This window comes from Bradyrhizobium sp. 62 (assembly GCF_023073035.1).
Taxonomy (GTDB): Bacteria; Pseudomonadota; Alphaproteobacteria; order Rhizobiales; family Xanthobacteraceae; genus Bradyrhizobium.
In genome coordinates, this window is record NZ_JADPIT010000032.1 from 258963 (window position 1) to 274698 (window position 15736).

Sequence of the window (15736 nt, forward strand, 5' to 3'; positions counted from 1 at the left end):
GGCTCGCTCTTTCCCGAGGCTTCCCCATGTCCGCAAATAACGCCTTCCACATTGCCGTGCTCGCCGGTGACGGCATCGGTCCCGAAGTCATGGCGAGCACCATCGAAGTCCTGCGCAAGATCGAGACGAAATCCGGCCTGAGCTTCCGCTTCACCGAGGCGCCGGCGGGCGCCAATCATTATCTCGCCACCGGCAAGTCGATGCCCGATACCACCATCAAGCTGTGCGAGGATGCGGACGCGATCCTGCTCGGCGCCTGCGGCCTGCCGTCGGTGCGCTATCCTGACAACACCGAGATCGCGCCGCAGATCGAGCTGCGCTTCATCTTCGATCTCTATGCCGGTGTACGCCCGGCGCGGCTCATTCCGGGCGTGCCGAGCCCGATCGTCGGCGCCGACCAGCGCGGCATCGATCTCGTCGTGATCAGGGAGTCCACCGAAGGCCTGTTCGCCTCGATGGGCAAGGGCGTCGTCACCCATGAGGAGGCGCGCGAGACCATGGTGATCACGCGCAAGACGTCCGAGCGCCTGTTCGAGTTCTCGTTTCGCCTCGCCGAGCGGCGCAAGGCGCGCGGCAAGCCCGGCGCGCTGGCCTGCGTCGATAAGGCGAACGTGTTCAAGGCCTTTGCGTTCTTCCGCGGCATCTTCGACGAGATCGCCAAGCGTCATCCGGAGGTGAAGACCGACCGGCTCTATGTCGATGCCTGCTCGGCGATGCTGGTGAAGCGTCCTTGGGATTTCGACGTGATGGTGATGGAGAACATGTTCGGAGACATCGTCTCCGACATCACCGCGAGCCTGATCGGCGGTCTCGGCATGGCGCCGTCGGCCGACATCGGCGACAAATATGCCGTGTTCCAGCCGTGCCACGGCACCGCGCCCGACATCATGGGGCAGGGCAAGGCCAATCCCACCGGGATGATCTTGTCGGCTGCAATGATGCTGGACTGGCTCGCCGACAAGCACGGTGTCGAGGGCGCGGCCGAGGCCGGCGAGCAAATCGAGCGCGCTGTGGACAAGGTCTACGCCGGCGGCCTCAAGCCGATGGAGTTCGGCGGCAGCAACGGCACCGCCGACATTACGAAGGCGGTGCTCGCGGCGCTGTAGTCAAGGAAGAGGGGCCTCGCGGCCCCTCGCAATTCACCAGCGACGCCAGTGGCGGTGGCCGCCCCAGCCCCACGGACGCGGACCGTAGAAGCGTCGCGGACCGCCGTAAAAGCCGTAGGCGCCATAATAGTTCGGACGCCAGAAGCAGCGACCCCACGGGTTACACACCCAGCGCACCTGATCGACGGTGGCTGCCGGGCCGCTCGCGATACGGTCGGCCTGCGGAATGCCGTTCGGCATCGCTGCGAGCGCCTGTCCCGATATGAGCGCTGCGCCGCCCAGGGCAGCCAGACCAACAACAGCTAATTTGAGTTTCATCGCAATCTCCCTCGTTTGATGGCGAGAGAACCTCCAGCAAATCAGCTGGTTGCTATGGTGTTGCAGGGGCGTGGGAATTTAATCTTCCTGAATGCATGTTCACGTTGGCTGCCGTCGTTGCTGCGCTTCGTGGCAATAACGGAATCACCGTCCCTGGAACTGCGGCTTGCGCTTCTCCATGAAGGCCTGACGGCCCTCGCGAAAATCCGCGCTGTCCATGCAGGCCGTGCCGGCCGCCCTGATCGCGTCCATGTCGCGCCCGCTTTCGTCCTTCAGCACCTGAGCAATGGTGAGCTTGGCGGCCTTGATCGCGAGCGGCGCATTTTGCGAGATCGTCTCGGCGATGCCCATGGTCTCGCCCCAGAGCTGATCCTCCGGAACCACGCGCTCGACCAACCCGATGCGCAGTGCTTCCGACGCATCGATGCGCATGCCCGTATACATCAGGAGTCGGGCCCAGGACGGTCCGACCAGCGACACCAGGTGCTTCAGGCCGTCGTAGCCATAGGCAATGCCGAGCTTCGCCGCGGGAATGCCGAACTGGCTGTCATGGGAGGCGATGCGGATGTCGGCAAGCATCGCCACCTGCATGCCGCCGCCAAGACAAAAGCCCTGGATGCAGGCAATGGTCGGCTTGGGATAATCGGCAAGCAGCGCGCGCTGGGCGGCGCTGCGCTTGCCATATTCCTCGGAAGCGGCGGCGTTATGGCGCGTCTTCTCGAATTGGCTGATGTCGGCGCCCGATACGAAGGCCTTGCCGCCGCCGCCGCGCAGGATCACGACGCGCACGGCAGCGTCGTCGCGCAAGGATGTCAGCGCCTCGCCAAATCCCTCCCACATCTCCAGCGACATCGCGTTGCGCTTGTCGGGATTGTTGAAGGTGATCACGCCGACGCCACCGGCTGTGTGCTTGAGGATCTTGCCGTCGGCGTAGGGAATTTCGGTCGTGCTGGACATATCGGACATCGCGCTCATTTTCGTTGGCGAGGCGCAATGTTCGGCCGGGGCGAGGCCAGGGTCAACCGCGGCAACGGACGTGGCTTTGCAGTCACCTGTGCCGCGATTGCATGGCGCCATCTATCTCGTCATGTGCGCGGTCAGCGGATGGCTGCCGGCGTTGCTGAAGAAGGCCGCCTCTTCGGCGGTCGCCTCCAGCAGCTGCTCGTCCTGGTGATAGACGTCGTTGCGGAACTGGACGGTCTGGTCCTTGGTCATCCACGCCGTGAGATAGATCCAGGCCACCGGGACCTTCTTCACCATGGCGACGTCGAGATGCTGGCCGCTGGCGATTTCCGCGTCGATCGCGGCGCGGCTCCATTTCGGCTGGTCCTTCAAGAGCCAGGCGGCGAGATCGCGCACATTGTCGACGCGCGAGCAGCCATGGGAATCGAAGCGGTAATCATCGCTGAACAGATTGCGCTGGTTGGTGTCGTGCATGTAGACCGAATAGGAATTCGGCATGTCGATCTTGACCGCGCCGAGCGCGTTGAACGTGCCGTTGTGCTGGCGCACGGTGAAGTTCGGCGTATGCGTGCCCGACCAGTCGACCGAATTCGGGTCGATCGGATTGTCGTGGGCGTCGAGCACCTCCATGTGCATGCGCGACAGATAGGTGGGATCCTTGCGCATATGCGCGGAGATCTCGGTCTTGGCGATCGAGGAGGGCACCGTCCAGGTCGGATTGAGGACGACGCTGCTGATCTGGGCCGTCAGCGTCGGCGAGGGCTTTTCGGTCTTGCCGACGATCACGCGATAACGCCTTACCACGACGTCGTTCTCGACCGCTTCGGCGAAGGCGGCGGGGATGTTGACGACGACATAGCGCTGGCCGAAGCCGAAATTCATGTTCTCGAGCCGCTGGAGCGAAGCCTCCAGCTGCCGGATGCGCTTCTGCACCGGCACGTTCATCGCCGCAATCGTGCGCGGCGTCATCGTTCCGGTCGGCGCGAGGCCGTGGCGGGCCTGGAAGCGTTTCACGGCGTCGGCGAGATCCTGGTCGAAGGCGCCGCTCGCCTTGTCGGCGGCAAGATCGCCGGAGACGATCAGCCGCTTGCGCAGGATATTGTCGTTGGCGCCCTGGGCGCCGGGCGCGAATTTGGCGTCTGCCGGGATCGCCGGCCAGCCGCCGCGCACGGCAAGATCGGAATAGCTCAGCGCCGCATCCTTGATGCGCTGGGCGGAACCCTCGTCATAGGTCGGCTCGTGCGTCAGCGCGAGCGCCGCGCCCGAGCGGCTCTCTGCCGTCGAAGCGGACGCTGGCGCGGCAGTTTTCGGTGCGGCTGCGTGGGCCGGATTGGCGGTGGCCGGCACCGTGCCAGCCGCAGTCGCAGGCTTGGGCCCGGCCTGTCCAATCGTCTCGGTCTGAGCAAGCGCAGAGGCGCTCGCAAGCATGCCGACGGCAATGATCATCGCATGGCGTTTCGACATGTGTCCCATCTTCCCATGAGAGCGAGGCCCGGGCGGGCGCTCGCATCGGCAATTCCCCGGTTCGTCGTGCTGATTCGAGAAATCGGCGGGAGGCTAGCGCCTCCCGGTTGCGGCTCCCTTAAGCGCGGCGCATCACGAGCCCGGCACGTCGGACGGCGGTCTCTGGATTGGGTCGCGACAGGGCAGGAATGGGTTCGCGAAAACCGCGGGCGACGGCGGGAAAAATGGTCAACAAAAAGGGGCGGTCATGCCGCCCCGAGAAGTCCGCGCAAGCGCGGGCCGGATATATCTCGTCCGGGTCTCGTTCAATCCAGCCGCGCCCCGTGACGCGGCGGATTGAACATCGGGCGGAAAGGCGAACGCCGACGGCTCAGGCTTCGTTCGCTGCGATCGATTCCATCAGCGAGACGAGCTGACGCTGCACCGTCTGGTCCTTGATCTTGCTGTAGGCGCGCAGCAGGCGGAGGCTGAATGCCGAGTCCAGGAAGAGCAGGCTCTCGACTTCGCGCGCCTTGTTGTCGCCGTCATAGAAGAAGGTCACGGGCACATCGAGGGCGGTGGCGATCTGCTGAAGCCGGGCCGCGCCGACGCGATTGACGCCCTTCTCGTACTTCTGGACCTGCTGGAAACTGACGCCGAGCTTCTCGCCGAGCTCGGCCTGCGAGACCTTCATCTCGACGCGTCGCAGACGGATTCGCTTGCCCAGCTCAATGTCCGGCTTGCCGGCACTGCGCTGCTTCATTCTCTTCGCCGCTGTCTTCATCTTTTTTCTCATCGGTCTTCGGTTGAAAACCCCCCGAAGAGCTGGGTCAGGGGTTCGCCCATATACTCGTCCTTGAATTCATGCGGGTGCACGAACTCTTCCTTAAACCACGGGAAACGCGCCGGATTGAAGGCTTCGATCAGCCAGTCAATCATGTGCCGTACGCGCGGAATCCGGCCGCTACCAGGATGGTAGGACAACCAGATATCCAGCGATCTGTTCAGCTCGACTTCCAGTGGAATCAACTTCCCGCCAAGCGCAACGGCGTAGCTCGGGAACACGCCGATTCCGGCGCCATTCGCGACCGCCCAGTAATTGGCGCTCGAGACGTTGGTCTTCATGACCAGAAGGTCACGCTCCGGAACGCCGGGGAAGAAGCTCTCGAAAGTTTGCTTGGCATCGAGCTGGTCGGCGAACTGCAGCACCAGGCGGTGCTTGATCAACTCCATCGCCGAACGCGGCGCGCCATGTTTCGAAATGTATTTCTCGGAGGCCCAGAACATCAGATGCATGCGGCCGAGCCGCACCAGCTTGACGTCGAGCGCCGCAGGCCGCGACAGGTGAATGGCGACGTCGGCCTCGTGGCGAGAGACGTCGGCCGAACGCATCGCGCAATGCAGGTCGACCAGGATCTTCGGATACGCCTGCTGGAATTCGACCAGTCGCGGGGCGAGCCAGAATGTGCCAAGTCCCTCGGTAATGGCGACGCGGACCTCGCCGGCCAGGGCGTTCGTCGTCGAATCGCTGGTGCGCAGCACGTCGAACGCGGCCGCCTCCATTTGCTCGACGGCGGAGACCACCAGCGCGCCTTCGTCGGTCAGGCGGGTGCCGTGGACGTCGCGGGTGAACAGAGTGGTGCCGGTCTGGCGTTCGAAATCATCGATCCGACGGCGGACGGCGTTGATCGACAGTGACAGGCGCTCAGCCGCCGAGCGGAAACTTCCGCATCGGACGACTTCCAGGAAAATGCGCGCCGCATCCCAGTCCGACAGGCCGCTGATGTTTGTCTTTGGGCGTTCCTCCAGAGGAACGCCCCTTTCCGCCAAGGAGTGCATACAAGTCCCTTCGGGTCGCTAAACTGGCAGAATCTGGCGCAAACCACAACCACGGCGGGTTGGGGAACGACGAGTTTTGAACGTCATCCTTACTACACCGCAGGTGGTATTCGGGTGCTGCCAGGGCGGGAACAAGGGCTGGGAATCGGGCAAACCATTCGCCCGTATGAGGGGTGTGGCGTGAGTTCCGTTGTGGGCCGTGACATGGCTGCGGGATCGTCGGCGCTGTCCGCAATGAACGTCCTTGCGCAAGAGCCGGTGCCGCCTTCCGCGATGGATCAATTGCAGCACGCCAGCCGTTTTAAGATCGAGCGATTTGCAACTGAGCGAGTCGACGCTGGCAGGCGCGAAGCAATACTCGCCGGAACCGCGGTTTCAAGGCAGCAACACACTGAAATCATATTCGGGGGCGCAGCGGCCTCGTGTTATCCTCGACGCTCCATGGGGGCCAAAGAGGTCGTCACAACCACGTCTCACAGGCCGAATTAGCGGGAAGAACTCCGGTGTCGCATTCAGACGAACAGTTGCAGTCGGTGCTGGAAACGCTCGAAGAGTGCCGCAGGGTGCTCAACGAGAGCAACAGCCGCGAGTCGGCCGAGCTGCTGTCCATTGTCATCCTGGACGTGCGGATGAAACTCAAAGGAATTGACAGTGCCGACCTCAAGGCACTGTGCGACGAAATGCTGCGGACCGCGACCAACGAACCGCAGCCCCCCTCCAAGCAGACGCAGGACCAGCCCCGGCGTCCGCTGCTCCGCGTGGTGAAGTAGCCGCGCCGCCAAGTCTCGCTTTTTGGCGAGATTTGTGCGTGTCCCGATGCCGCATCTGTGATCACAGAGGCATCTCGGGAGGAGCCCTGGTTTTGTGCGCCTCTGTTGCGCATTCGCTGGCATCGGCTACACCAGAGCCGGTTCGGCTCCGGGCCGCGCGCACTCCCCGCGCGCCGCGCCGGCGCCTGAGATGGCTTCGACTGCATCATGCAAAATGTTTCGATCCCGGCGGCGCTGATTGCCGGCCTCGTCAGCTTCCTCTCCCCTTGCGTCCTGCCGCTGGTCCCGCCCTACCTGATCTATCTGACGGGCGCGACGATCGAGCATGTCGAAAGCAACGAGCCCGCATCAGTCTCCAAACGCGCGATCATGATGTCGGCGCTCCTGTTCGTGCTCGGCTTCTCCACCGTGTTCGTGGCGCTCGGCGCCAGCGCCTCGCTGATCGGCGGGCTGATCCGCGCCTGGTCGGCCGAACTCTCGATCCTCGCCGGCATCGTCATCATCGTCATGGGCCTGCATTTCCTCGGCCTGACGCGCATCGGCCTGTTGATGCGCGAGGGACGCTTGACCGCGCCCAAGCCCGTCGGCCTCTGGGGTGCTTATGTGATGGGGCTCGCCTTTGCCTTTGGCTGGACGCCCTGCATCGGCCCGATCCTTGCCGCGATCCTCTCGGTCGCCGCGGCCGAGGCGACGGTCACGAAGGGCGCCGGCCTGCTCGCGGTCTATTCGGCCGGCCTCGGCATTCCCTTCCTGATCGCCGCCCTGATGATCGAGCAGTTTTCCACCCTGTTCGCGCGCATGAAGGGCCATCTCGTCAATGTCGAGCGCGCCATGGGCGTCCTGATGGTGATCACCGGCGTCGGCTTCCTCACCGGCGCGGTGTCGAATGTGAGCATCTGGCTGCTTGAGACGTTCCCGGCGTTGCAGACGATCGGTTAGGCCTCCGCCGCAAAGCGCGCCAGCGCCTCGCGGTCGATGTCGATACCGAGGCCCGGCCCCTCGGGCACCCGCACGACGCCCCTCGCATGCTCGATCGGCTCCTTCAAAACCGCCTGCCGGATCGGATGCTCGGTGCGGTCGAACTCGAGCATCGGTTCGAGCGGAGCCAGCGAGGTCGGCGTGTGCGACGGCAGCACGGCGAGGAGCTGAAGCGAGGCGGCGATCGCGATGCCGGTGCCCCAGACATGCGGATTGTAGCGGATGCCGAACGCCTCGCTCATGTCGGCGATCTTCTTGCATTCACTCAAACCACCCGCCGCGCAGGTGTCGGGCTGGGCGATGTCGAGCGCATGCGAGACGAACAGCTCGCGGAAGCCGAAGCGCGTGAATTCGCACTCGCCGCCGGCGACCGGAATCGTGAGCGCGGATTTCACCGCGCGATAGCCTGCGATGTCCTCCGGTGGCACCGGCTCCTCGAACCATCCGATGTCATGGCGCTCGATCAGGCGGCCGAGCCGGATCGCCGCGACCGCGTCATAGGCGTGGTTCGCATCGACCATCAGCGCGACATCGGGGCCGATCGCCTCGCGCACCGCGCGGGTGACCGCGGCATCCTCCGCGATGCCGAAACCGACCTTCAGCTTCACGGCGCGGAATCCTTCGGCGGCATAACCCGCCGCTTCCTCCGCCAGATAGGTCAGCGGATCGCCTGACTTGCGCCGGTAGAGACCGGTCGCATAGGCCGCAACCTGCTTGCGCGCGCCGCCGCCGAGAAGCTGATGCACGGGTACGCCAAAATGCTTGCCCTTGATGTCCCATAGCGCGATGTCGATGCCGCTCATCCCCTGGATCACGACGCCCTTCTGGCCGTGATCCCGCAGGCGCGCATAGACCATCTGCCACAGCACGTCGGTACCCAACGGATCCTCGCCGATCAGCCACGGTGCGATACTCTGCACCACCGTCGCCGTCATCCGTGCCGGGCCGTAGCATTCACCCCAGCCGACAAGACCTTATCGGTTTCGATCTCGACCAGCATCGCGGTGCGCGTGTCGTACCAAGCGCGTGAATACGCAAAAGGCTGCGACAGCTTTGCTTCGAGAATGTGCGTGCGAACCCTAGTGATCTTCATTGCCGGCCTCCGTTCATCGCGCCTCGTCCAGCGCGCAAATCACCGTGCAGACCACGCCGCGGGGCAGGAAGTCGACGGTGGCCTCGCCGCCGAGCTGGTCGCGCGCACTGCGCTCGATCAGGCGCGAGCCGAAGCCGCGTTGCACCGGCGCCGTCACCGGCGGTCCGCCGATCTCGGTCCAGATCAGGCGCAGCCGCGGCTTCGGCGCCTCGGCAAGGACCTCCCACTCCAGCGTCACCCGGCCGGTCTCGTTGGACAGCGCGCCGTATTTCGCGGCGTTGGTGGCGATCTCGTGCACGATCATCGACAGCACCACGGCGAGCCGCGGCGACAGCGGCACCGCGGGGCCGGCCATGCCGATGCGCTCCGGATTATTCAGCAGGAACGGCTGGAGCGCGCGGGTGATCACGTCCCGCAGCTCGGAGCCCGCCCATTTCTCCTGGCTCAGCAAATTATGCGCCTCGGCCAGCGCGCCGAGCCGACCCTCGAATTTTACCCGCTCGTCCCGGCTGGCGCTGCGGAAGGTCTGCACCGCGATCGCCTGCATCAACGCGAGCGTGTTCTTGACGCGATGGTTGAGCTCGTCGATCAGGAGATCGTGCAGCATCTCGCCGCGCGCGATCGTGGTTGCCATCCTGACCGCGAAGGTCAGGCCGGTCAGCAGCAGGATGCCGCCGATAAAACTGGTGATCGCGATGTTGCGCCAGAGCGGAGCGATCAGCGAGCTCTCGGCGACGCCGGCCACGATGGTCCAGCCGGTCAGCCGTGACCTCGTATAGACGGTGGACAACGCGACGCCGTCGAGCGAAACCGTCGAGAGTGCGGCTTCCGGCGTGCGCAACATACTCTCGTACAGCGTGCCGGTAGCCCGCTTGCCGAAGATCTCCGTAGGGTTCGGCGTGCGCGCGAACACGATGGCCTTGGTGTCGAGCAGGGAGACAGTCCAATCCCGATCGGGCCGTTGCTTTTCGACCAGGTCCTGAAAGATGCTGACCGGCGGGCTGAAGCAGAGGTCGTAGATCACTTCGCCGTCGCGGAGCACCGGAACCTCGACCGTAAGCAACTGCCGGCCGTTGATCGCGCCGGTGAACAGGTCGGAATATTGCGGCGATCTGGTCGCAAACACCTTTTCGATGATCTCCAGGTGGCCGCGTGACGGCAGGCTTGCGGTGTCCTCCGTCGCCGAGGAGAACAGCAGTCGGCCCTTGCGATCAGAGATCAGCACCAGGCCCCCCTTGCCATACTGATCGACGAAGCCGAGGGCGATGCGGCGAAAATTCTGGAAGTCGTCGTCGCGCAGCGAATTCGTCAGCGCAAGCACTTGCAGGCCGCCGGTCATCCGCTGCACCTCGGAGTCCAGCACGAGGCGCATGCTGCGCACGTTCTCCAGCACGCGGCGGGTCGCCTCGTTGCGGTCCTGCTTGTAATTGTAGACGGCAATACCGACCGCGAAGACGATCAGCGGCAACATCGTTCCCGTGACCAGAAGAGCGAGCCGGACCGGCAAAGTGAGCTTTGACAAACGCTGGCGTCCCGGTTCCAGCGCAAGGGAGCGCCGGATTTATGATTTTGGGAGACCATAGGGGCGGGATTTGCGGCGCGCCATAATTTTTCGCGTCCGGACGAGCCGCCCAGGGACAAGATTTTTGCAGCGCAGTCCGCGGCAGCGCCTCAGCTCATGCTGATTGCGGTCAGCAGCAGGCACATGGCGTAGACGGCCGCCAGGCTCAGCCCAGCGATCCGGGCCTCTCGATACGATTTCATAACTTCAACTCCCAGAGAGGGAGGTCGCCTTCAAGGCGGCCCCCCTTACACCTGGATCAATCAATTTCCTGAACAACCGTGCGCGAGCCGGGATCGACGAGCATCACGCGATCGCCGGAGTAGACGTAGCGATACTTGGTCAGCGACGGACCCCAGTCTGCGGGAACGGCCTCGAGTTCGACATCGCTCGGCACGGCCGCGCCGACAACGATCTTTTCCTTCGTCGTCACCGGGCGAATGCGGTGCTCGGTGACGTAGGATTTGATCTTGGTTCGGTATTGCGGCTCGATCTGAACCGCCGCCGCGTGGCCCGTCCCGGTCGTCGTCACGACGGTCGATTGCGCGAAAGCGCCGGTCGACATCAGGACCGCCGCGGCGGAAAGCAGGAACAACTTCTTCATCTCGTTCTCCTCGTTTGAATATGCGCCGCAACAACCCCTCATCGCCGACAGCGTTCCCGGCTCAGGGAACTAATTGCCGCTTTTTCCCGTTTGTAGATGACCGGGCTGACCGGCTCGGGCTCTGGAGGAGGACGACAAATGAAGTTGAAGATCGTAACTGCAACACTGATGCTTGCCGCAATATCCCTGCCGGCGTTCGCGGCCGACGAGTTTTACGTCGTGCAGGACGTCAAGACCAAGAAGTGCACGATCGTCGACAAGAAGCCGACGGACACGTCTATGACCGTCGTCAGCCCCTCGGGCACGATCTACAAGTCGCGCACCGAAGCTGAAACCGGCATGAAGACCGTCAAGGTCTGCACGTCGAACTGAGGAGGATGACAAATGCCAGTTCTGATTCTCTGGGCCGTGCCGGCCGTGCTGGTGATCGGCGGCGGCATCTATCTGATCGGCCACATGCACTAAACGGGAGTGGAAGGCGAGCGGATCTGTGCGTGCAGCGCACAGGTCCGCAAGCCGTCTGCGACGAGAGGAAGAGGCCGTCCCCTCGGCCTGCCACGTATCGGCAGGAGCGCAAGTTGCAGTGCAGCAGTTCACGAAAGGGGTGGCCCTGCGACGAAGAGGACCTCCCGCGCACGCGAAATGACTTTCGTCCCGCCGACGTTTTCCATACGCTTCCCTCTCGCAAGCCGCATACCGGCTGCGCTCACGGCCCGGCGACAGGGCCGGAGCATCAAAAGGGAGGGGAGACGATGAAGCGAAGGTCATTTCTCGCGGGGCTCGGTGCGACCACTGCGGCGGCTGCGATTGGCATGCCGTCGATCATCCGGGCGCAGTCGCCGATCACGCTGAACGGCGCGGTCCAGTTCAACGACGACCACGCCTTCAACCGGGCCCTGCTCCGGTTCGAAGAGCTGGTGAAGAAGTACTACGGCAAGCCAGTCAACTTCACGCTGCACAGGAATTCCTCGCTCGGCCTCGAAAAGCAGTATTTCGAGTACATGTCGCAGGGCAAAGCCGTCGATTACGGCATCGTCTCGCCGGCTCACATGTCGACCTTCGCCAAGGCGGCCCCGTTCATCGACGCGCCCTTCGTGTTCAAGGGCATCGAGCACATGAACAAGGTCGTCGAAGCCAACATCCTGGCGCCGATCGCCGACGAAGTCGCGGCCAAGGCTGAGGTCGTTCTGATCGGCTATTCCGGCGGTGGCATCCGCAACATTTTCGCCAACAAGCCGCTCAAGACTCTCGCCGACCTCAAGAGCCTCAAGGTGCGCGTACAGGGCGCGCCGATCTGGTCGAAGACCTTTGCGGCCGTGGGCATGAGCCCGACGGTGATCGCCTATAACGAGATCTACAATGCGATCCAGAACGGCGTGATATCGGCCGGCGAGAACGAGGCGGCCGGCGTCGAGGCGATGAAGTTCTACGAAGTGGCCCCGCATCTCAACCTGACCCAGCACGCCGTGTCGATCCGGCCGATCTGCTTCTCCGTGAAGACGCTGAAGACCCTGCCGAAGGAGTTGCAGGACGCGATCATGAAGGCGGGCAAGGAGGCCGGCGACTATGGCCGACAACTGGAATCGAGCGAGGAGGTCGTCAAGCTCGACACGCTGGAGAAGGCCGGCAAGCTCAAGCGCGTTCCCTTCGAGGAGCGGGACGCCATGAAGAAGCTCGCCGACCCCGTGATGGCCACCTACGCCAAGGAAATCGGCGCGGAAGGCATTTTCGAGAAGATCAACGTCGTCTGAGAACTGTCGCCGCCCACGCGACAGGACGTCGGGGCAAGCCGGACGGCTTGCCCCATTGCGTGATTGTGATCCCCCGGAGTCGTAATGACCGAAATATCGATGCCACCGAAGCCGTCGCTATGGCGCCGAGCAACGGCGGCCTATGCAAAACTGCTGGAAATCCTGCTCGCCGCCTCTGTCGGCCTTCTGGTCATTCCCGTCACGTTGCAGATCATCTCGCGCTACACGCCCTTGATTCCGTCCTACATCTGGACCGAGGAAATGGCACGGTTCATGTTCATCTGGACGATCATGATCGGCGCCATGGTCGGCATCAGAGAGTCGCAGCATTTTGAAGTCGACGTCTGGCCTGACCTGTCACGCCGAAGCGAAGCCCTGGTGCGGATTCTCGCGCGGCTCGGCGTGCTGGCGTTGGCGGTGGTGTTCGTATCCGCCGGCATCGAGTTCACCCGCTTTGCCTGGAACAGGACGTCGGAGCTGGCCGATCTGCCGCTTTGGCTGATCCACGTCGCCTGGCCGGTTGCCGGCGTGACCTGGATCGTGTTCGCCGGTGAACAGATTATCGACGAGATGCGGATTCTGGTTGGGGCAAATCAATGAGCGGCAATGTTCTTTCTGCCGGACAGGCCGCGATGGTCCTGTTCGGGACTTTCGTTGGCCTGCTCATCATACGCGTGCCGGTCGCCTTCGCGCTTGGCCTTGCCTGCGTGCCGATCCTGCTGATCGAGCCGCATCTGTCGCTGATGACGCTCGCGCAGGAAACCTTCAACGCCTACAATTCTTTCATCCTGCTGGCGGTGCCGTTCTTCCTGCTCACCGCCAATTTGATGAGCATCGGCGGCATCACCGACCGGCTGGTGGCGCTGTCGCGCTCGATGGTCGGACACTGGCCAGGGTCGCTGGCGCAGATCAACGTCGTGCTGTCGGTGTTCTTTGCCGGCATCTCCGGCTCCTCCACCGCGGACGCGGCGAGCCAGTCCAAGATCTTCATCGATGCCCAGACCAAGGAGGGTTACGACCTCTCGTTCTCCATCGCGATCACCGCGGTCTCGGCCGTGCTCGCGGTCATCATCCCGCCCTCGATCCTGATGATCGTGTGGGGTGGACTGATCTCGACCTCGATCGCCGCGATGTATCTCGCGGGCATCGTGCCGGGATTGCTGATCGCCGGCGCGCAGATGGCGACAGTGCATATCTATGCCGTGCGACGAGGTTACCCGACCTATCCGAAGGACACCTGGAGGGAGATGTGCTGCGCCATCTGGCGCTCGATACCGGCGCTGCTGACGCCGTTCATCATCGTCGGCGGCATCCTGCTGGGGTGGTTCACCGCAACCGAGTCCGCCTGCGTCGCGGTGCTTTATTCCGTGGCGCTATCGACATTCTTTTACCGTGAAACCGGCGCGCGCGAACTCTACAAGGCTTTGCTCGACACCGGCCGTCTCGCGGGCGTCGCGCTGTTCTGCGTGGGCACCGCCAGCGCGTTCGGCTGGCTGCTGGCTTATTACAGGATCCCGCAGGAGCTGCTGGCCAACGTCTCGACCTGGGGCATGGGCGCGATCGGGGCCGGCTTCTTCATCGCGTTCTGCTTTCTGGTGGTGGGCTGCTTCCTCGACGCCATTCCGGCGATCATCATCGTCGGCACCGTTCTCGAACCGCTGGCGAAATCGGTGGATCTTCATCCGGTGCAGTTTGCGATCATCTCGATCGTCTCGCTCGCCTTCGGATTGGTGACGCCGCCTTATGGCTTGTGCTTGATGATCGCCTGTTCGATCGCAGGGGTGCGGCTGCGCTATGCGCTGAAGGACACGGTGATCATGCTGATCCCCATGCTGCTCGTGCTGGCGGCGCTCATCATTTGGCCCAGCGTTTCCTTGTTCCTGCCGCGCTTGATCGTGCCGGAGATGTTGAAATGAGCGAAGCTTGATCCCGCGGATCTGATGCCGCGGGATCGGTGCATTTTTCTCAGAGATTGCTCTCGGTGATCGCAGCGTAGACCATGCTGCGCAGCTCGCGACGGAGCGGGTAGGCGCTCGACGGCAGCACCTGCGTCATGAAGATGGTGATCAGCTCTTCGGCCGGGTCGATCCAGAACGACGTCGTGGCCGCGCCGCCCCAATTGTATTCACCGGGGCTGCCGGCGACCAGCGTCTCGGCCGGGCGCATGGTCACGGCGAAGCCGAGGCCGAAGCCGATGCCGTTGTAGGCGGCTTCCGCAAACAGCGAGCGCGACACTTCCGGCAGCGTGCGTCCACCCGGAATGTGGTTGGTCGTCATCAGCGCCAGCGTCTTCGGCCCGATCAACCTGACGCCGCCGAGTTCGCCGCCATTGAGCAGCGCACGGCAGAAGGTGAGATAGTCGGCCGTCGTCGAGCACAGCCCGCCGCCACCCGAGATCAAGGACGGCGGCGACAGGAACGAGCTCTTGGTTGGATCATCCTGCAACGTCAGGCCCTCGCGGCGCTGGCCGGCATGGAAGGTCATGCCGCCACCCGGGTCGGCCGAGTAACAGGCAGCGAACCGGTGGGCCTTGGAAGCCGGCACGTGGAAATCAGTGTCGGTCATGCCGAGTGGATCGAGAATGCGTTGTTTCAGGAACTGCTCGAAGGAAATCCCGGAGATCTTGCCGACGAGGTAGCCGAGCACGTCGGTCGAGACCGAGTAATTCCAGGCCTCGCCCGGTGAGAACTCCAGCGGGATTTTTGCAAGGCTCTCGATCATGGTCTGGAGCGTGCCGGACTTCTCGACCTCGCCGATCTTTTCAGCGCGGTAGGCGGCATCGACGTTCGAGCGCTGCTGGAAGCCGTAGGTGAGGCCGGAGGTGTGGCGCAGGAGGTCGACGATCAGCATCGGCCGCGACGGCGGACGGGTCAGGAAGGAAGGCGCGGTGCCGGCGACGAACACGCCGAGATCCTTCCATTCCGGAATGTACTTGGCGACCGGCTCATCAATCGCGACGAGGCCTTGCTCGACCAGCATCATGAATGCGACGCTGGTGAGCGGCTTGGTCATGGAATAGATGCGATAGATCGTGTCGTCCTTGACGGGCAGCTTGCGCTCGACGTCGGCAAAACCCTGCACCGTACTGTGGGCGATCTTGCCACGACGATAGACCAGGAGATGCGTGCCCGGGAAGCGGCCGGCATCGATGTACCGGCTCTTCAGATGCGCATCGACACGGTCGAGCGCGGCCTTGGACATGCCCACGGATTCGGGCAAGGCGGGGGTGGGGGCGAGCATCAGTTCCTCCGAGCAGTTTTGTCCGGCGTTGATAGCCGAAAAGGCGGTCTCATTCCAAGCCGGTCGCGCT

The 15736-nt window shown here is 63.6% G+C and carries 15 protein-coding genes and 1 pseudogene; 7 read left to right on the forward strand and 9 right to left on the reverse strand.

Annotation, left to right across the window (positions count from 1 at the left end):
• Nucleotides 1–26 precede the first annotated feature (26 nt).
• Complete coding sequence (locus tag IVB47_RS30625; protein WP_247467058.1) at nucleotides 27–1106, forward strand: isocitrate/isopropylmalate dehydrogenase family protein; 1080 nt, start codon at nucleotides 27–29, stop codon at nucleotides 1104–1106.
• Nucleotides 1107–1139: 33 nt separating this feature from the next.
• On the opposite strand, the gene IVB47_RS30630 is transcribed toward IVB47_RS30625, so the two are convergent.
• The 5 genes from IVB47_RS30630 to IVB47_RS30650 all read right to left on the reverse strand — a co-directional run bounded on the left by IVB47_RS30630 (nucleotide 1140) and on the right by IVB47_RS30650 (nucleotide 5669).
• Nucleotides 1140–1424: a hypothetical protein gene (locus IVB47_RS30630; RefSeq protein WP_247360047.1), complete on the reverse strand. Its 285-nt coding sequence runs from the start codon at nucleotides 1422–1424 to the stop codon at nucleotides 1140–1142.
• A gap of 144 nt (nucleotides 1425–1568) precedes the next feature.
• Nucleotides 1569–2390, reverse strand: coding sequence for an enoyl-CoA hydratase (locus tag IVB47_RS30635; RefSeq protein WP_247399622.1), 822 nt, complete (start codon nucleotides 2388–2390; stop codon nucleotides 1569–1571).
• 111 nt (nucleotides 2391–2501) lie between these two features.
• The gene (locus tag IVB47_RS30640; protein WP_247467061.1) at nucleotides 2502–3851 is read right to left on the reverse strand and encodes a L,D-transpeptidase family protein; all 1350 of its coding nucleotides are present in this window, start codon (nucleotides 3849–3851) and stop codon (nucleotides 2502–2504) included.
• 370 nt (nucleotides 3852–4221) lie between these two features.
• Nucleotides 4222–4593, reverse strand: coding sequence for a helix-turn-helix transcriptional regulator (locus tag IVB47_RS30645; protein ID WP_026233304.1), 372 nt, complete (start codon nucleotides 4591–4593; stop codon nucleotides 4222–4224).
• A 29-nt stretch (nucleotides 4594–4622) separates the two neighbouring features.
• Nucleotides 4623–5669 carry a LysR family transcriptional regulator gene (locus tag IVB47_RS30650; RefSeq protein ID WP_027568820.1) on the reverse strand — a complete coding sequence of 349 codons (1047 nt, stop codon included), beginning with the start codon at nucleotides 5667–5669 and terminating at the stop codon, nucleotides 4623–4625.
• A gap of 503 nt (nucleotides 5670–6172) precedes the next feature.
• On the opposite strand from IVB47_RS30650, the gene IVB47_RS30655 reads away from it, so the two are divergent.
• Together IVB47_RS30655 and IVB47_RS30660 are read left to right on the forward strand one after the other, a co-directional pair.
• Entirely contained in the window at nucleotides 6173–6439 is a 267-nt protein-coding gene (locus IVB47_RS30655) for a hypothetical protein (RefSeq protein ID WP_007593979.1), read from the forward strand.
• A 207-nt stretch (nucleotides 6440–6646) separates the two neighbouring features.
• Entirely contained in the window at nucleotides 6647–7378 is a 732-nt protein-coding gene (locus tag IVB47_RS30660) for a cytochrome c biogenesis protein CcdA (RefSeq protein ID WP_081747935.1), read from the forward strand.
• Here IVB47_RS30660 and IVB47_RS30665 read toward each other — a convergent pair.
• From IVB47_RS30665 to IVB47_RS30675, 3 genes and pseudogenes are all read right to left on the reverse strand, one after another.
• A pseudogene (locus IVB47_RS30665) lies at nucleotides 7375–8510 on the reverse strand (mandelate racemase/muconate lactonizing enzyme family protein). The gene IVB47_RS30660 and the pseudogene IVB47_RS30665 sit on opposite strands and share 4 nt — an antisense overlap.
• A 13-nt stretch (nucleotides 8511–8523) precedes the next feature.
• Nucleotides 8524–9981 (reverse strand): sensor histidine kinase, encoded by a 1458-nt coding sequence (locus IVB47_RS30670; RefSeq protein WP_247468133.1) that lies wholly within the window; start codon nucleotides 9979–9981, stop codon nucleotides 8524–8526.
• 349 nt (nucleotides 9982–10330) lie between these two features.
• The gene (locus IVB47_RS30675; RefSeq protein ID WP_027568825.1) at nucleotides 10331–10675 is read right to left on the reverse strand and encodes a DUF1236 domain-containing protein; all 345 of its coding nucleotides are present in this window, start codon (nucleotides 10673–10675) and stop codon (nucleotides 10331–10333) included.
• Between the two features lie 138 nt (nucleotides 10676–10813).
• Here IVB47_RS30675 and IVB47_RS30680 point away from each other — a divergent pair, with 138 nt between their 5' ends.
• From IVB47_RS30680 to IVB47_RS30695, 4 genes are all read left to right on the forward strand, one after another.
• Nucleotides 10814–11047, forward strand: coding sequence for a hypothetical protein (locus tag IVB47_RS30680; RefSeq protein ID WP_027568826.1), 234 nt, complete (start codon nucleotides 10814–10816; stop codon nucleotides 11045–11047).
• A 380-nt stretch (nucleotides 11048–11427) separates the two neighbouring features.
• Nucleotides 11428–12426, forward strand: a complete 999-nt coding sequence (locus IVB47_RS30685; RefSeq protein WP_247288498.1) for a TRAP transporter substrate-binding protein — start codon at nucleotides 11428–11430, stop codon at nucleotides 12424–12426.
• An 84-nt stretch (nucleotides 12427–12510) separates the two neighbouring features.
• The gene (locus tag IVB47_RS30690; RefSeq protein WP_247467066.1) at nucleotides 12511–13026 is read left to right on the forward strand and encodes a TRAP transporter small permease; all 516 of its coding nucleotides are present in this window, start codon (nucleotides 12511–12513) and stop codon (nucleotides 13024–13026) included.
• Entirely contained in the window at nucleotides 13023–14342 is a 1320-nt protein-coding gene (locus tag IVB47_RS30695) for a TRAP transporter large permease (RefSeq protein WP_027568829.1), read from the forward strand. The genes IVB47_RS30690 and IVB47_RS30695 overlap by 4 nt, the downstream gene beginning before the upstream one ends.
• Nucleotides 14343–14391: 49 nt before the next feature.
• Here the strand turns inward: IVB47_RS30695 and IVB47_RS30700 are convergent, their stop codons facing one another.
• Complete coding sequence (locus IVB47_RS30700; RefSeq protein ID WP_247467068.1) at nucleotides 14392–15666, reverse strand: serine hydrolase domain-containing protein; 1275 nt, start codon at nucleotides 15664–15666, stop codon at nucleotides 14392–14394.
• Between the last annotated feature and the right edge of the window lie 70 nt (nucleotides 15667–15736).

Coding starts and splice junctions, on each gene's coding strand:
- IVB47_RS30700 (WP_247467068.1), bottom strand. CDS start 15,666: ATGCTCGCCCCCACCCCCGCCTTGCCCGAATCCGTGGGCATGTCCAAG.
- IVB47_RS30640 (WP_247467061.1), bottom strand. CDS start 3,851: ATGTCGAAACGCCATGCGATGATCATTGCCGTCGGCATGCTTGCGAGC.
- IVB47_RS30660 (WP_081747935.1), top strand. CDS start 6,647: ATGCAAAATGTTTCGATCCCGGCGGCGCTGATTGCCGGCCTCGTCAGC.
- IVB47_RS30670 (WP_247468133.1), bottom strand. CDS start 9,981: ATGTTGCCGCTGATCGTCTTCGCGGTCGGTATTGCCGTCTACAATTAC.
- IVB47_RS30675 (WP_027568825.1), bottom strand. CDS start 10,675: ATGAAGAAGTTGTTCCTGCTTTCCGCCGCGGCGGTCCTGATGTCGACC.
- IVB47_RS30650 (WP_027568820.1), bottom strand. CDS start 5,669: ATGCACTCCTTGGCGGAAAGGGGCGTTCCTCTGGAGGAACGCCCAAAG.
- IVB47_RS30635 (WP_247399622.1), bottom strand. CDS start 2,390: ATGTCCGATATGTCCAGCACGACCGAAATTCCCTACGCCGACGGCAAG.
- IVB47_RS30625 (WP_247467058.1), top strand. CDS start 27: ATGTCCGCAAATAACGCCTTCCACATTGCCGTGCTCGCCGGTGACGGC.
- IVB47_RS30695 (WP_027568829.1), top strand. CDS start 13,023: ATGAGCGGCAATGTTCTTTCTGCCGGACAGGCCGCGATGGTCCTGTTC.
- IVB47_RS30645 (WP_026233304.1), bottom strand. CDS start 4,593: ATGAAGCAGCGCAGTGCCGGCAAGCCGGACATTGAGCTGGGCAAGCGA.
- IVB47_RS30680 (WP_027568826.1), top strand. CDS start 10,814: ATGAAGTTGAAGATCGTAACTGCAACACTGATGCTTGCCGCAATATCC.
- IVB47_RS30690 (WP_247467066.1), top strand. CDS start 12,511: ATGACCGAAATATCGATGCCACCGAAGCCGTCGCTATGGCGCCGAGCA.
- IVB47_RS30685 (WP_247288498.1), top strand. CDS start 11,428: ATGAAGCGAAGGTCATTTCTCGCGGGGCTCGGTGCGACCACTGCGGCG.
- IVB47_RS30630 (WP_247360047.1), bottom strand. CDS start 1,424: ATGAAACTCAAATTAGCTGTTGTTGGTCTGGCTGCCCTGGGCGGCGCA.